Source organism: Streptomyces sp. NPDC029216, assembly GCF_040648015.1.
Classification (GTDB): domain Bacteria; phylum Actinomycetota; class Actinomycetes; order Streptomycetales; family Streptomycetaceae; genus Streptomyces.
Genome location: NZ_JBEZWL010000163.1, coordinates 1 through 15,439 on the forward strand (window position 1 = coordinate 1; position 15,439 = coordinate 15,439).

12 protein-coding genes are annotated in these 15,439 nt (G+C 76.2%); 7 read left to right on the forward strand and 5 right to left on the reverse strand.

The features are described 5' to 3' along the window. Nucleotides 1–1,858: cellulase family glycosylhydrolase (locus AB0F18_RS34065; RefSeq protein WP_362067720.1), on the forward strand; the 1,858-nt coding region annotated here is incomplete at its 5' end. Nucleotides 1,859–1,998: 140 nt separating this feature from the next. Continuing rightward, complete coding sequence (locus tag AB0F18_RS34070) at nucleotides 1,999–4,722, forward strand: DNRLRE domain-containing protein (RefSeq protein WP_362067722.1); 2,724 nt, start codon at nucleotides 1,999–2,001, stop codon at nucleotides 4,720–4,722. Between the two features lie 17 nt (nucleotides 4,723–4,739). Here AB0F18_RS34070 and AB0F18_RS34075 read toward each other — a convergent pair whose 3' ends face one another. Then, entirely contained in the window at nucleotides 4,740–5,192 is a 453-nt protein-coding gene (locus tag AB0F18_RS34075; protein WP_362067738.1) for a hypothetical protein, read from the reverse strand. Nucleotides 5,193–5,285: 93 nt separating this feature from the next. On the opposite strand from AB0F18_RS34075, the gene AB0F18_RS34080 reads away from it, so the two are divergent. Beyond that, the gene (locus tag AB0F18_RS34080; RefSeq protein WP_362067724.1) at nucleotides 5,286–5,579 is read left to right on the forward strand and encodes a hypothetical protein; all 294 of its coding nucleotides are present in this window, start codon (nucleotides 5,286–5,288) and stop codon (nucleotides 5,577–5,579) included. A 61-nt stretch (nucleotides 5,580–5,640) separates the two neighbouring features. On the opposite strand, the gene AB0F18_RS34085 is transcribed toward AB0F18_RS34080, so the two are convergent. Further along, a complete protein-coding gene (locus AB0F18_RS34085; RefSeq protein ID WP_362067725.1) occupies nucleotides 5,641–6,069 on the reverse strand; it encodes a hypothetical protein in 429 nt (142 codons plus the stop codon). A 270-nt stretch (nucleotides 6,070–6,339) separates the two neighbouring features. On the opposite strand from AB0F18_RS34085, the gene AB0F18_RS34090 reads away from it, so the two are divergent. Then, nucleotides 6,340–7,770 (forward strand): MFS transporter, encoded by a 1,431-nt coding sequence (locus AB0F18_RS34090; RefSeq protein WP_362067726.1) that lies wholly within the window; start codon nucleotides 6,340–6,342, stop codon nucleotides 7,768–7,770. A gap of 62 nt (nucleotides 7,771–7,832) precedes the next feature. Next, complete coding sequence (locus AB0F18_RS34095) at nucleotides 7,833–8,546, forward strand: peptidoglycan-binding domain-containing protein (RefSeq protein ID WP_362067728.1); 714 nt, start codon at nucleotides 7,833–7,835, stop codon at nucleotides 8,544–8,546. A 9-nt stretch (nucleotides 8,547–8,555) separates the two neighbouring features. Here the strand turns inward: AB0F18_RS34095 and AB0F18_RS34100 are convergent, their stop codons facing one another. Beyond that, a complete protein-coding gene (locus AB0F18_RS34100) occupies nucleotides 8,556–9,299 on the reverse strand; it encodes an SDR family oxidoreductase (RefSeq protein ID WP_362067730.1) in 744 nt (247 codons plus the stop codon). A gap of 141 nt (nucleotides 9,300–9,440) precedes the next feature. On the opposite strand from AB0F18_RS34100, the gene AB0F18_RS34105 reads away from it, so the two are divergent. Then, nucleotides 9,441–10,517 (forward strand): RNA ligase (ATP), encoded by a 1,077-nt coding sequence (locus AB0F18_RS34105; protein WP_362067732.1) that lies wholly within the window; start codon nucleotides 9,441–9,443, stop codon nucleotides 10,515–10,517. Nucleotides 10,518–10,592: 75 nt separating this feature from the next. Next, nucleotides 10,593–11,510 (forward strand): NADP-dependent oxidoreductase, encoded by a 918-nt coding sequence (locus AB0F18_RS34110; RefSeq protein ID WP_362067740.1) that lies wholly within the window; start codon nucleotides 10,593–10,595, stop codon nucleotides 11,508–11,510. Nucleotides 11,511–11,660: 150 nt separating this feature from the next. On the opposite strand, the gene AB0F18_RS34115 is transcribed toward AB0F18_RS34110, so the two are convergent. Together AB0F18_RS34115 and AB0F18_RS34120 are read right to left on the reverse strand one after the other, a co-directional pair. After that, nucleotides 11,661–14,552: a poly(A) polymerase gene (locus tag AB0F18_RS34115; protein WP_362067734.1), complete on the reverse strand. Its 2,892-nt coding sequence runs from the start codon at nucleotides 14,550–14,552 to the stop codon at nucleotides 11,661–11,663. Beyond that, a partial coding sequence (locus AB0F18_RS34120; RefSeq protein WP_362067736.1) for an ATP-binding protein occupies nucleotides 14,552–15,439 on the reverse strand: 888 nt, incomplete at its 5' end. The genes AB0F18_RS34120 and AB0F18_RS34115, both read right to left, overlap by 1 nt.

A 15,439-nucleotide genomic window follows, 5' to 3' on the forward strand; every position in this document is an offset into this window, starting at 1 on the left:
CCCCCCCCCCCCCCCCGCGCCCCCCGCCCCGCCGGCCCCGGCGGCCGCCGAGCCCGCGCCCTGGACCCCGCCGCTCTCCACCCGGGGCCGGTACATCGTCGATGCCCGGGGCGACCGCTTCCGCCTGCGCTCCGGCAACTGGGACGGCGCCCAGGGCTCCTGGAGCGGCTCCGGCGACCGCGCCGACCCCGCTGCGCACCACGCGGGCCAGGACTCCCACGGCATCCCCCTCGGCCTGGACCGCGTCCCCCTGCCCGCCCTGCTCGCCGACTTCCGCGCGCTCGGCCTCAACAGCGTCCGGCTGCCCTTCTCCAACGAGATGCTCCACACCACCGCCCCCGTCCCGGACGCCGCCGTCGCCGCCAACCCGGCCCTGCGCGGCCGCACCCCGCTCCAGGTCTACGACGCCGTCGTCGCCGCCCTCACGGACGCGGGCTTCGCCGTCATCCTCAACAACCACACCGGAACCACCCGCTGGTGCTGCGGCCTCGACGGCAACGAGCGCTGGAACAGCACCCGTTCCACCACCCAGTGGGCCGACGACTGGGTCTTCCTGGCCCGCCGCTACCGCGACAACCCCCGCGTGGTCGGCGCCGACCTCTACAACGAGGTGCGCCGCGACACCTGGGACGACCCCAACTGGGGCCTCGGCGACGCCCACGACTGGCAGGCCGCCTCCCAGGAGGCCGCCGACCGGATCCTGACCGAGGCCAACCCGAACCTGCTCATCGTCGTCGAGGGCATCAACTGGACGGGCATCCCCGCCGACGGCCTCCCGCACGGCCGCCCCGCCCTCACGCCCGTCCGCACCCTCTCCCACACCCTCGTCGTCTCGAACAAAATGGTCTACTCGGCCCACTTCTACGGCTACACCGGCCCCCACCACAGCGGCGCGACCGGCCTGGGCGAGACCCATGACCCCCGCTACCAGGACATGAGTCGGGCCCAGCTCGAACAGACCCTCTACGACCAGGCCTTCTTCGTCTCCGCCGAGACGGGCACGCACTTCACCGCCCCGGTGTGGATCAGCGAGTTCGGCATCGGCGCCGACGAGACCGGCGCCGCCCCGCGCGCCTGGTTCCAGAACATGACCGGCTACCTCGCCTCCTCCGACGCCGACTTCGCGTACTGGCCGCTCGTCGGCTGGACCACCACCGTCCAGGGCGCCCCCGGCGGCGACAGCTGGGCCCTGCTCCGCTACGACACCGCCGGCCGGCGCAGCGGCGTCCTCGACCCCGCCGACTGGCGCACCGCCCCCTTGACCGCGCTGACCGCCGCCGCCGGCCGCACCGGCCCCGTTCCCGCCACCCCCGCCTGGTACCAGCTCAGCACCGACCACCGCGACCACAACGCCTCGCTGCTCACCCGCGCCGGCGGCGACTGGGACGGCGGCGCCCGCAAGGCGGTCTGCCCCGACGGCTCGCGCCTGTCCGGCCTCAGCCACACGGGCGGACGGGGTCTGTGCTCCACCTCGGACCTGCGCGCCCCGGGCGGCGGCCAGACGGTGGTCCGCGACGAGTCCCACGTCCCGCCGGGTGGCGACTGGGCCACCGGCTACACGAAACTCCAGTGCCCCGCCGGACGGTTCCTCATCGGCTACAGCCTGCGCGGCGAGCGCGTCTCGGCGGCCCTCTGCGCCCCGGCCCGCGTCCCGCTGCCGGAGGCCGGCGGCCGAACGGTGTGGTTCGACCGGGGCGACGACCGCCCGGCCGGGAACCCGGGCGGCGACTACGCCCGGGGCCACTACAAGGGCCAGTGCCTGCCCACCGAGTACGCGGCGGGCATCGCCTTCACCGCCCGGGCCGGCTTCCGCCCCTCCCCGGCGTCCCTGCTGTGCCGGGCGCTCCCGACGGGCTGAGCGGTCCGCGCGCGGGCGGCCGCGAGGCCCCCGGGCGCGGCACACCGTTCGGCATGCGGTGGGTCAAGTACGGTGCCCCGCACGGCGATTCGCCCTAGGGTGCGCCCGTACGGACAAACGGACATCGAACTGGGGGGTTCATGCGTAGATCCAGAGGGCTGGCAGCCGCTCTCGCCCTGTCCCTGGCCGGCACCGGGGCGGTCGTCGGACTCGGGCTCGTCCCGCAGGCCGCCGCCATCACCCCGCCCGTGGCCTTCACCGCCGACGCCCTGCCCACCTGGCAGCCCAACGGCATCGTCTGGGCCCTCGCCGAGGCCGGAGGCACCGTCTTCGCAGGCGGGACCTTCTCCGCCGTACGCCCGCCGGCCGGCGCGGCGGGCAGCGAGCAGGAGGCGGTGAACTTCGCCGCCTTCGACGCGGCGACCGGCGCCCCGACCTCCTGCCACCTGTCCTTCACCATCGGCAGCGGCACCGCCACCGTCCGCGCGCTCACGCTCTCGCCGGACAAGAAGACGCTCTATGCGGGCGGTTACTTCGGCGCGGTCAACGGCACCCCGGTCTCCAGCATCGCCGCCGTAGACGTGGCCAGCTGCACCGTGAAGCCGAACTTCCGCCCCGCCTTCGCGGCCACCGTACGGGCCATCGCCGTCACCGCCGACACCGTCTACGCGGGCGGCGACTTCCTCACCGTGGCCGGCCAGCCGCGCCGGCGCTTCGCCGCCGTCGCCGCGGGCGACGGCGCGCTGCGCCCCTTCACGGCCGACGCCGACGAGCCGGGCCGCGCCGTCGAAGTCACCCCGGACGGCAGGAACGTCCTGCTCGGCGGTGACTTCTTCACCGTCAACGGGGCCGGCACGCACGCGCTGGCCGTCGTCGACGCCGCCAGCGGAGCCCTCACCAAGGGCTACCCCGGCTTCATCGAGACCAACTCCGTCGTCAAGGACATCGCGACCGACGCCACCGGCTTCTACACCGCCAACGAGGGCACCGGAGGCGGGGTCTTCGACGGCCGCATCGCGCTCAACCTGGCCGACTTCAACCAGCGCTGGCGCGACACCTGCCTGGGAGCCACCCAGGCCGTGCTGCCGTACCAGAACGTGCTCTACAGCGCCTCGCACGCGCACGACTGCTCCAGCGTCGGCGAGTTCCCCGACGGTCAGCGCCACCACCTGCTGGCGCAGCCCACCACGGGCATGGGCAAGCTGGGCTGGGCGCCCGACACCAACGACGGCGTGGGCGAGGGCATCGGCCCGCGCGTGATGACCGTCGGCTCCCAGGGCGGCGCCCAGTACCTGTGGGTGGGCGGCGAGTTCACCACCGTCAACGGGGCCGCGCAGCAGAGCCTGACGCGCTTCTCCTCCGCCAACGACACGGGCGCTCCGACGGTTCCCGTCGCGAGCGCGGCGAGCGTGAAGCCCGGCGAGGTCCAGGTGCGCTGGCGCACCAGCCTCGACCTGGACGACAGCGCGCTCACCTACCGGATCTACCGCAACGGCTCCGCCACCCCGATCGGCACCGTCACCGCGGACTCGCTGTTCTTCAAGCGCCCGCAGGCCTCCTGGACCGACGCGACCGCCCAGCCCGGCCAGTCGTACACCTACCGGGTGACGGCCACCGACGCGGCGGGCAACGTCAGCGCCCTCTCCGCGCCGGCGAGCGTGACCGTCCCGACCTCGGTGGAGGCCTACCCGAACCAGGTCCGCACGGACGGCGCCCAGCTGTACTGGCGCTACGACGACACCGTCCTGCCGTACGTCGCGGACTCCTCGGACGGCAACCAGGCGGGCGTGGACCACTACGCCCCGGCCCTGCGCCAGACCCCGGGGGCGGTGGCCGGAGCGAGCACGGCCATCGGCTTCAACGGCACCGACGCGCACGTGTACGGCGACCGGCGCCAGACGGTGGGCAGCACCTACAGCATCGAGACCTGGTTCAGGACGAACACCACCCGCGGCGGCAAGCTCGTCGGCTTCGGCAGCCGGCAGATCAACGGCAGCAGCCAGTACGACAAGCACATCTACATGACCGATGACGGCCGGCTGGTCTACGGCGTCTACACCGGCGCCACCCGCACCATCACCACCGCCGCCGCGTTCAACGACGACAAGTGGCACCACGTCGTCGCCACCCAGGGCCCCGGCGGGATGACCCTGTACGTGGACGGCGTCCCGCGGGGCAGCCTCAACGTCACCACCCACGAGAACTTCGCGGGCTACTGGCGCGCCGGCTTCGACGGCCTCGGCGGCTGGCCGGACCGGCCCACGAGCGAGCACTGGGCGGGCCGGCTGGACGAGACCGCGATCTACCCGAACGTCCTGAGCCCGGCGCAGGTGCAGAACCACTTCGCCCTGGCCACCGCCCCGGCCGACTCGGTCGTCGAGGTCACCGCGGCCGAGGACACGTACGCCAACGCGGGCGCCCCGGACTCCAACTACGGGACCTCCGCCTCCCTCGCCGTCCGCGGGACCCCCCTGTACACGAGCTACCTGCGCTTCGCCCTGCCGGCCGCCCCGGCGGGCAAGGTCCTCAAGTCGGCCACGCTCAGCGTGAAGACCAGCACCATGGCCGGCGCCGGCACCACCGACACCGTCTCGGTCGTCCCGGTCACCGGTACGTGGACGGAAGCCGGCACCACGTACAACAACCGCCCGGCCACCGGCGCTCCGGCCCTCGGCGGCTTCCCCGGCATAGCGGACGGCTCGGCGGTCCACACCGCGGGCCTGAACACGGCCGCCGTAGCGGGCGCCCTGGGCGGCTCCTACGCCCTGGCGCTGACCAGCGCCGGGACCGACGCCCTGTGGCTGTGGTCCTCGGAGGCAGCGGCCGGCGAGGGCACACCGCGACTGACCCTGACCTTCGGGTAGCCCGACGCGGGCGCGTCTCACCCTCCGGGGTGGGGCGCGCCCACTTCCAGGAAACGGCGGCCGCGCGGGCCCCGGTAGAGCAGGCAGTCCCAGCCGTGGCGTTCCAGTTCCGCCGCGCAGGCCGCCAGCCGCTCCCGCTCCTCGCCGGCGGCCCCGCTCCCGGGAGGTCCGGGCCAGGTGACCTCCACCCGGTCCGGCCCGGCCGCCACCCGGTAGCCCGCACGGCAGCGGCGGCCCCCGGCGTCCACCGCCGACGGCGGGAACCCCGCCGCCTCCAGGACGAGGGCCACCGCGCGCGGCATCGCCCGCAGCTCCCACGGCGCGGGCGCGGCGGCGGAGCCCGTCAGCAGGCGGCGGATCTGCAGCAGCCCCTCGTACGCCGTGCGCAGCTCGGCCGCCCGCGCGGCGCCGGACGGCTCCGGGCCGTCGCCCGTCGCGGGCTCGAAGCCCTGCCCCTGGGGATCCGCCACCACGCCCGCCCTCCGCCACCTGAGTACCCCGGGTCCAACGGCCTGAGTATCCGCCCGGATTCCCCGGAGCGGCGCCGCTGCTGGAATGACGGCATGACCGCACCGACCCCCCGCCCGCGCCTGCGCCAGGTGACCTGCGCCGGCTCCGCCCTCGCCGTGGCCCTCGTCCCGCTCGTGGTCGGGGTCCTCGTCGCCAAGGGGATGGCCACCGACCCGCACGCCCCCGTCAACGCCCTGATCACCGGCGGCGGCCAGCGCGCCGGGCTGCCGCGCGCCGAATGGAGCCGGCGCGGCCACAGTGCGATGCGCCGGCTGCGGACGGCCCGCCGGGCGGTCCGCGGCCGGTGCGCGGCGGTCCGGAGGCCGACGGCCCCCGGAGCCCGGTGAGCCACTGGTCCCGGTCCTCGGGGCGGGCCGGCGCCAGGCCCCGGCCCCGCGTGCGTGGTGGTCAGCGGCCGTACTGGCGGACGCACAGGTCGACGATGGAGGGCGGGACGGCCCCCTCCGCCGCCGCGCACAGGTCCTCCCCGCGCTGCGGGCGCGGGGCCGCGCGGCGCGGGGGCAGGGGCTTGGGCGGCCTGGCGTGCCGGGGCGCGGCGGGCTTCGCCGGGTGCTCGGCGGGCGGGCCGGCCGTGCGCGCGGGCGGCGCGGGGGTGGGGGCCGGGTCGGGCTCGGGATCCGGTTCGGGGACCTCGCCGAGGGGGAGGGGCAGGGCCGGCGGGGCCACGGCGGGCCGGGCGGGGTCCGGGGCACCGGAGGGCGGTGCGGAACCCCGGGCGGGGCCCGGGACACCGGGCTCCGGGCCGACGGAGACGCAGCCGGCGCCGGTCAGGAGGGCCAGCAGGGAGAGGGGCAGGGCGGCCCGGCGTAACAGCACGTGACCACCATGCCGTAGTCCGGGGCGGCCCGGCCGCCCCGCTCACGCTTCCGGGTGACGGGGGAGCGGGAAGGGCACCGCTCGCGGGCTCCGGTGAACCGATTCTCCACAGGGGTGGCCGGAAAGGGCCCGGCGGGTCGCAGAATGGGCACGAACGCGATCGGCACGGCACGGCAGTGCGGGCGACGGGGGAGGCGCGACCCCCGGGGCCTGGTGCCGCCGTGCCCCGTTCACCGTCCGTCCGCCCCCGCCCCGTACGGAGTGCCGAGCATGACCGAACCAGCCGCGTCCAGCGTTCCCCCGACCACCCCGCACCCGGACCGCCGACCCCTGAAGGAGTGGGCGGCCGTCGCCGCCGTCTCCCTCGGGATCTTCTGCCTGATCACCTCCGAACTCCTGCCCGTCGGACTGCTCACCCCCGCCGGCGCCGACCTGCACGTCTCCGACGGCACCGCCGGCCTGATGGTGACCGTCCCCGGGCTGGTCGCCGGCTTCTGCGCGCCGCTCGTCACCGTCGGCGCCGCCCGGCTCGACCGGCGGCACCTGCTGTGTGCGCTCATCGGCCTGATGGCCGCCGCCAACCTCGCCGCCGCCCTCGCTCCGGACTTCACCGTCGTCCTGGCCGCCCGGCTGCTCGTCGGCATCAGCGTCGGCGGCTTCTGGGCCGTCGCGGGCGGCCTCGCCGTCCGGCTGGTCCCCGAGCACCGCGTCGGCCGGGCCACGGCCCTGATATTCGGCGGCGTCCCGACCGCCTCGGTGCTCGGCGTCCCCGCCGGGACCCTCCTCGGCGAACTCGGCGGCTGGCGGACGGCCTTCGCGGCCGTCGGAGCCCTCGGCGCGCTCACCCTGGCCGCACTGCTCCTGCTGCTGCCCGCGCTGCCCCCGGCCGGGCCCGTCACCTTCCCGGAACTGCCCGCCCTGCTGAGGGGCAACGCGGGGGTCCGCGCCGGGGTGGCCGTGACCTTCCTGGTGGTCACCGGCCAGTTCGCCGCCTACACCTTCGTCCGCCCGATCCTGCGGGACGTCTCAGGCGTCGACGCCGGCTTCGTCAGCACCCTCCTGCTCGGCTACGGACTCGCCGGAGTCGCCGGCAACTTCCTGGCCGGGCCGCGCGACGCCCGCCGTACCCTGCTCACGGTCAGCGCCACCCTCAGCGTGGTGCTGGCGCTGATCGCCGTCCTGCCGGGGGCCGCCGCCGGGACCGGCCTGCTGGTGCTCTGGGGCCTGTTCTACGGCGGGGTCTCCGTCAGCCTGCAGGGCTGGATGCTCAAAGCCGCACCCCGGGCCGCCGAGGCCGCGTCCTCGCTGATGGTGGCCATGTTCAATTTCGCCATCGCGGCGGGCGCGCTCGTCGGCGGCCTCGCGGTGGACCGGATCGCCGTGCCCGCCGCCCCGCTGACGGGTGCCGCCCTGATGCTGTCGGCCGCCCTCACGGTGGCGGTGCACCTCCGCCGCCGGAACGCGGAGCCGGGCCCGGGCGCCGGCGCGGCCGCCGGTTCGGAGGGCGGAGAACGGAAGGATGGGACAGATCGGACACCCGGCTTGACCGAACCGGCCCCGGACGGAAAGAGTCCGCTCGATGACGACCGCTTGAGCCGCACTCCGGAGTTGCCCCAGATGCCGATATCCGTCCGCTCTTCGCTCACCGTGCCGGCCATGGGAACGGGCCAGGCCCCGGCCGCCCGGCGGCGCAGGGCCTGACCGGCTGGTCGGGAGCCGGTGCCGCACCGCCGCACCGGCTCCCGCCGTGCCGGGAGACAACCGTGTCCCCACACCCCGATGAGAGCGGGCCCGAGCCCGACGACCGCCTGTTCGTGCGCCCCTACGTCGCCGCCTCCGACGGCCCGTCCGGCGCGCACCCCGTCTGGCCGATGTTCCCGGAACCGGATGAGGCGCCGACGGTACCCCTGCCGCGCGTGTCGGCCGCACCCCCGGCCGATCCGGCCGCGCGGGCACTTCGCCCCGAGCCCCGGCGGCGGAGCAGCCGGCTGCCGCTGGCCGGCCTCGCCCTACTGGCGCTGGCCGGGACGGGCCTGCTGGTGTTCCTGATAGGCGGGTCCGAACCGGAGACCGAGCCGTCCTCCGGCCGCCCCGACCTGGCCCTGCCGGCGCTGCCCGCCCGCAGCCCCGGCGCGGGGGAGCCCGACGTGCGCAGCCAGGCCGCCGGCGCCTCGCCCTCCGCCGCCAAGCGGAGCCCCAGCCCGTCCTCGTCCTCCGCCAAGCCCTCGACGAGCGCCGCGACCGGCACGCCCACGACCCCGGGCACGGGTTCGGGGACCCTGCGCCCGGGAGACAAGGGGCCCGAGGTACGGGCCCTCCAGGAACGGCTGTACGAGCAGGGGTTCACGTACGTCCGGGTGACCGGGGTCTACGACAGCCAGACCAAGCGCGGGGTCTCGCAGCTCCAGCACGACCGGGACATCAAGGGCGACCCGAACGGCGTGTACGGCCCCGCGACCCGCGCGGCCTTCGGCTGACGGCCGGCCTCACCGGCCGCCGGACACCCGGAGCACCGCTCCCGTCGTGAACGAGGCGTCCTGCGACAGCAGCCACGCGATGGCCCCGGCGATCTCCTCCGGCTGCCCCGGCCGCCCCAGCGGGGTCGCGCCCGCCGTGCGGGCGGGGCGGTCCGGGTCGCCCATCGTGGCGTGCATGTCGGTCTCGATGACGCCGGGCGCCACCGCGTTGACCCGGATGCCCTCCGGCCCCAGCTCCTTGGACAGCCCCACGGTGAGGGCGTCGATGCCCGCCTTCGTCGCCGCGTAGTGCACGTACTCCCCGGGGCTGCCCAGGGTGGCGGCCGCGGACGAGACGTTCACGATGGCCCCGCCGCCCCCCTCCGCCATGTCCCGGGCGGCCCGGCGGCAGCACAGCAGGTAGCCGAGCAGGTTCACCTCCACCACCCGCCGCAGGTCCTCGGTCCGCGCATCGGCGAGGCGGCCCAGCGGGCCGGTCACCCCGGCGTTGTTGACCAGGCCGGTGACCCGGCCCAGTTCGGCCCCGGCGACGTCGAAGAGCCGCTCCACGGCACGCTCCTCCGAGGTGTCACCGCGCACCGTCACACACCGCGCGCCCGCGGCCCGTACCCGCTCGGCCGTGGCCTCGGCGGCCGCCTCGTCCCGCGCGTACCCCAGCACCAGGTCATGTCCCTCGGCAGCGAGCCGCACACAGGCCGCCGCGCCGATGCCCCGGCTTCCTCCGGTGACGACGGTGACGTGACGACGTGCCATGTGGGCCTCCAGGGCGTGCTGTTGCGCGGACGGATGCCCGCGCGCCGCGCAGGCTAACACCCGGATATCCGCTGGACCAGCGGAAATGGTGGGCCGGACAGTGGTCGGGCCGTACCAGCCGTTCGATCCGAGGAGCCGCCCGTGTCCACCCTTCGCGTCACCGTCGAGGAACTGACCGTCCACCCGCACCCGAACGCCGACGCCCTCGAACTCGCCCAGGTCGGCCTCTACCGCGCCGTCGTCGCCAAGGGCGCCTACCGCACCGGGGACTTCGCCCTCTACATACCCGAGCAGGCCGTCCTGCCCGCCGCCCTCGTCGAGGAGCTCGGCCTGACCGGCCGGCTGGCCGGGAGCTCCCACGACCGGGTCAAGGCCGTCCGGCTGCGCGGGGAACTCTCCCAGGGCCTGGTGTGCCGGCCCCGCGCGCTCGACGGCGTCGACCTGGAGCAGGCCGCCAAGGAGGGCACCGACTTCGCGGAGGCCCTGCGCATCGTCAAATGGTCGCCGCCGATCCCCACCACCATGAGCGGGGAGGTCGAGGCGGCCCCCGGTCTGCTGCCCTGGGTGGACGTCGAGAACCTCCAGCGCTACCCGCACATCTTCGAACCGGGCGAGCCCGTCGTCCTCACGGAGAAGCTCCACGGCACGGCCTGCCTGATGACCTACCTGGCCGACGAAGGCAAGGTCCTCGTCTCCTCGAAGGGCTTCGGCGCGCGCGGCCTCGCCCTCAAGGAAGACGGGCGCAACGTCTACTGGCGGGCCGTACGCGGCCACGGCGTGGCACGGGCCGCCGCCCGGCTCGCCGAGCGCCTCGGCGCCACCCGCGTCGGCGTCTTCGGCGAGGTGTACGGCGCCGGCGTGCAGGACCTGCCGTACGGGGCCCAGGCCAAGGCCGCCGACACCCCGCCCGGCTTCGCCGTCTTCGACGTCTCCGCCGAGATCGACGGCCAGGTGCGCTGGCTGGACCCGGCGCAGGTCCTGGAGGACGGCGAACTCCCCCTGGTCCCCCGGCTCTACGAGGGCCCGTACGACCTGGAGACCGTCCTGGAGCTGGCCAGCGGACGGGAGACCGTCTCCGGGCGGGGCCTGCACCTGCGCGAGGGGGTCGTCATCCGGCCCGCCGCCGAGCGCTACAGCCCCGTGGTCGGCGGCCGTGCCATCGCCAAGGCGGTCAGCCCGGCCTACCTGACCCGCAAGGGCGGCACCGAGTACGAGTGAGCGGCCCGCGTTGCGCTGCGGGGTCCGCGGATCCGTTCGTGGTGAGATGGGGCCATGTCACAGGACCAGCCCACCATGCGGGCGATGGCGTACGACAAGTACGGCGGACCGGAGGTGCTGGCCGAGACCCGGCTCCCGGTCCCCAAGGTCGCCCCCGGGGAGGTCCTCGTCCGCGTGCGGTGCGCAGCGGTCAACCCGGTCGACTGGAAGATCATGGCGGGCGGGCTCGACGGCCTGATGGACGTCGTGTACCCGGTGGTCCCGGGCTGGGACGTGTCCGGCACCGTCGAACGGATCGGCATCGACGTCCCCGAGTTCTCCCCGGGCGACGAGGTCATGGCCTACGCCCGCAAGGACTACGTGCACGGCGGCACCTTCGCCGAGTTCGTCTCGGTCCCCGTACGGGCCCTCGCGCGCAAGCCCGCCTCGCTCGACTGGCGGCAGGCGGCCGGCCTGCCGCTGGCCGGGCTGACCGCCTACCAGCTGCTGACCCGCCTCGGCACCGGCAAGGCCGACACCGTCCTCGTCCACGGCGCAGCGGGCGGGGTCGGCTCCCTCGGCGTGCAGATCGCCCGCGCCCTCGGCGCCCGCGTCATCGGCACCGCCTCCCCCCGCAACCACGACCGGCTCCGCGACCTGGGCTGCGAACCCGTGGAATACGGGGACGGCCTCACCGACCGGGTCCGCACCCTGGCCCCCGACGGCGTCACCGTCGTCGCGGACTTCGTCGGAGGCGTCCTGGACGTCACCACGGCCGTGCTCGCCCCGGGCGGCCGGCACGCCTCCATCGCCGACCACACGGTCCTCGGCGCGGGCGGCCAGTGGATGTGGGTCCGCCCCGTGGGCGAGGACCTCACGGCCCTGGCCCGTCTCGCCGACGAGGGCCGCCTGACGGTCACCGTCGCCGAGACCTTCCCTCTCTCCGCCCTGGCGGAGGCCTTCACCCTCAACCAGGCCGGCCACACAGCAGGCAAGATCGTCATCGAACTCTGACGCCGCGCTGTCAGCCCCAGACAGCCGCCGGACGCCTCACAACGACGAGCGCGTAGCGATCTGACGCGCCGGGGCAGCCCGGAATCAAGATCGGGACCGGCTACCGGCGAGGCGGCCCCTGTCCCGCCCGTCCGACCCCGCCCCCGCCCCTCAGACCAACTCCGGCACCTCCCCACCCTCCGCCCACCGCACCTCCACCCCCGGCAGCCCCCCGGCCCACGCCCCCGTAAGGGCGCCCAGGGCGGCGGCGTCCGGTAGGGCCGGTCCGGACCCCAATCCGACCGCGTAGCGGGCCAGTGTCGCCGAGCGTTCGAAGGGGCGGGGCCAGGCGTGGACCTCCGTCATCCCCGCCTCCTCCAGCACGGCGAGCAGGGCGCGCAGCCGGCCCCGAGCCCGGCCCAGATTTTCCTCGAACTCCCCAACACCGTCCCCCCGTACGGTCACCACCGCCCACGCCGCGTGCCGCCGATGCAGCGGAGGCGCCATCAGGATCCGGGCAAGGCCCCCCGACCCTTCCCCCTCTCCCTCCAACAGCTCCCAAGCCTCGTACAGCTCCCGCACCACCAGGTCCCGCAGACCCACGCCGACCTGAGCCGTACAGCTACGGACCGGCGCCGACGGCGTCAGGACGGTCATCGGTCCCACCCCCGCACCGCCGGAGCCCACCGGCTCCAGGGAGACCGGCTCGCTCCAGTCCCAGGCGGCCCAGGTCCCGAAGAACTCCCGCCGCAGCGCAGCCGGCGACCGCTCCCCTGCCTCCCGCGCCTCCCGAACCGTCCGCGCCGCCAGCACGGACCAGGCCAGCCCCGGCAGGCCCCCGAAGGGCGCCGAGTCCAGCCCCCGGGCCCGCGCCCAGGCCTTGACCTCCCGAGCCAGCCCGGCGAACGCGGCGTGCTCCGCACCCACCGACCGCCGTACGGCCTCCGCGTCCGACACCGCGCTCAGCGCCACCGCCGCCGCCTCGCCGAGCTCCGCCCGCCGGGCCACGGCCCGCGCCGGCTCCAGCCCGCCCGAGCCGACCACCACCAGGTCCACGTCCAGCCCCGACACCCGCAGCCGCAGCCCCGGCACCCGGGCCCCCGACACCTCCCGCAGCCGCTCCGCCTCCGGCAGCGCCTCCGCCACCCGCGCCCGCAGCGCCCCGGCATCGGCCACCCCCGGCACCACGGCCACCAGATCCAGGTCGGCCCCCGCCAGCGCACACCCCATCGCCCGCGAACCAGCGGTCAGCACCACCCCCTCGGACACGACCCCCTCGATCAGCCCACCAACCCGCACCCCCCGAACCTCATCAGGCCCCTCAGGCTCATCAGGCTCCTCAGGCCTCCCAAGCCCCTCACCCCCCTCCCCGCGACCCCACCGCCAGACCCCCGTCCCCAGCTCCACCACCGCCCGGACCCGCATCGGCCCGTCCCCGCACCGGGACAGCACCGCCAGCTCCCCGACGCGCGCCGTACGCACACCGGCCCCGAGCCGCTCCGCGCACTCCCGCTCCGTCCGCTGCGGATCCCCGCTCCGGCCCAGCGTCAGATGCGGGGTCCACCCCCCGGCCCGCCCCCGGCAGCCGGGGAACCGGTCCGCGAGGGCCCGCCGCAGCTCCTGCCACGGCGCGTCCCCGTCCTCGCCCGCCGCCGGGTCCAGCCACACCGTGGCATCCCCCCTCTGCCCGAAGGAGTACACCCCGTCCAGCCGGGCGGTGAACGGCCTCACCCCCGCCGCGGCCTCGGCCAGCAGCGGCAGTGCCCGCTCGAAGGAGGACTCGGGTACGAAGCCGAACAGCAGGCTGACGTGGGCCGGCCAGCGCTCCGCACCGGGGTCGTGCGCCCGGCGCAGCTCCGCGACGGCCGGGTCGTGCGGCGGCAGCCAGGCCACCGCCGTCCGCGCGGTCGCCGGTACGCCGAGCAGGGCGTCGGCCGCGGCCGGCGCCCCGTACTCCACGGTGGCCCGCACCCCGAAGTGGTCGGATACGAACAGCCCGTCCGGCCCAGGGGTGTCGCCCCGGAGCGCCGCCTCCCGGACCCGTGCGCCGCCCACGGAGGACAGCAGGATCCGGTCCAGCCGGCCGGCCCGCCCCGTCAGGGAGCCGACCGCGGCCAGCGGATTGACGCCGGGGTCGAAGGTGGGCGTGTCGTCGGCGGGCCCGTGCACCTCGCTCCAGGCGTCGCGCAACCCCAGCGCGGCGGCCGGCCCCCCGTCCCCGGAGCGGCCGTCGTTGAAGTCGCCGAGCAGGGCGAGCCCGGCGCCGACCCCGCCCAGCCCCTCGGCCAGGCGGGCCAGTTCGACGCTCCTGCGGCCGGCGCCGCTCTCGGTGTGGTCGCTGGTCAGGTGCGTCGCGGCGACGACCAGCGGCCCGCCCGCGGTGTCCACGGTGACGGCGGTGACCGCCTTGTGCCGGCCGAGCGCGTGCAGCCCCGCTTCCCGCACCGGCAGCCGGCTCAGGAGCAGCAGCCCGCTGTCCGCGACGTCCGAGCCGTCCGGGTCGGTGCCCAGGGTGTACCCGGCCCGTACCCAGGGCTCCGCCAGCAGCAGGGCCAGCAGGGCGGGTTCGACCTCCTGGAGGGCGATCACGTCGGCGTCGGCCACCGCCAGGTCCGCCAGCAGCATAGGCCTGCGCCGGGCGGTGGCGATGCGCGGGGCGTCGTACCGGTCCCACAGGGTGTTCCAGGTCAGCAGCCGCACCCGCGCCGGGGCCTGCGCGGCCGGACCGGCCTGGACGGGCCGCCAGGCCCCGCCGCCGGCCGGGTCCCAGGCGTGCGGGGTCCGGGCGGTGAAGAAGGGCCCGCCCAGCAGCCGCTGCTCGCGCACCCGCCCGGCGTGCGTCGAGTCGATCCGGTCCACGCCGGTGGCCCGGTCCCACACCAGCTCCCCGTCCGCCTCGACGAACAGCACCCGGTGCCACGGGATGTCCCCGCCCGGTACGAACGAGGGCAGCGGCACCCGCTTGGGGGCGGCCCCGCGCTGGAGCAGGCCGAGGGTGAACCGGGCCGGATCGAAGCGGGGGTCCCAGCGGACCTGGTGGTAGAGCTGCTCACTGGTACGCATCAGAGGTCCTCCCCCTCGCCGGCCGCCCCCAGGGAGCCGGCCCTGTCCTCCACCGTTCCGCCCGCCCCGACGTACCAGGTCCGGTGCGCCTGCCCGGGGTGGGGCGGGCTGAACCTGCGCAGCTGCGCGGCCAGTACGGCCTCCGGCACCGGATGCGGGCGCACCGCGTTGCGCCGTACCAGCTCGGCCTCGCCGACCAGCACCACCGCCCGGGTGACCAGCGCGTCCCGGCGCCGGGCGACCGCCCCGGCCAGGCCGCGCTGCCGCTCCGTCAGGGAGGTGGCGTCCCACACCACCGTGCCTCCGGCGGCCAGGGCGCGGTCCAGCCGGTCCAGGCCCTCGCGCAGCACCTCCGGGTTGGCCCGCTGGTCGGCGCGCGCGCCCCGGGCCTCGCGCAGGTCGTCCAGGGCGATGTACGCGTCCACCCCGGGCAGGCTCCGCGCGAAGGTGCTCTTGCCGCTGCCGGAGGGCCCGCACAGCTGCACCAGCCTCGGGTAGGCGGCCGCGTCGCGCCACCGCCAGGTCGCCGCCTCGGCCTCCGGCGCGGTGGAGACCGTACCCCGGCCGAAGGCCTCGCGGGCCTCGGCCCAGCACCGGTCGGCGGCATCCGCGTCCAGGCCGCCGAGGGCCTCGCGCAGTCCGGCCCGCAGGCCGCCCAGCGGGTCCGGGCCGAGCAGTCCGGCCTCCTCGGCGCACAGCGCAGACCACTCGACGCCCTCCCGCTCCTCGGCCGTCGCGTCCGGCAGCGCCGCCGCCAGCGCGTGCAGCACCCCGAGGTCGGCGGCCGCCGCCAGCCGGACCAGCCCGGCCCGCCGCTCCTCGTCCGGGTAGGGCCGGCGCAGCGCCGGGTACAGCCCCACCAGGTCCGCCACCCGGCGCGCCGTCCG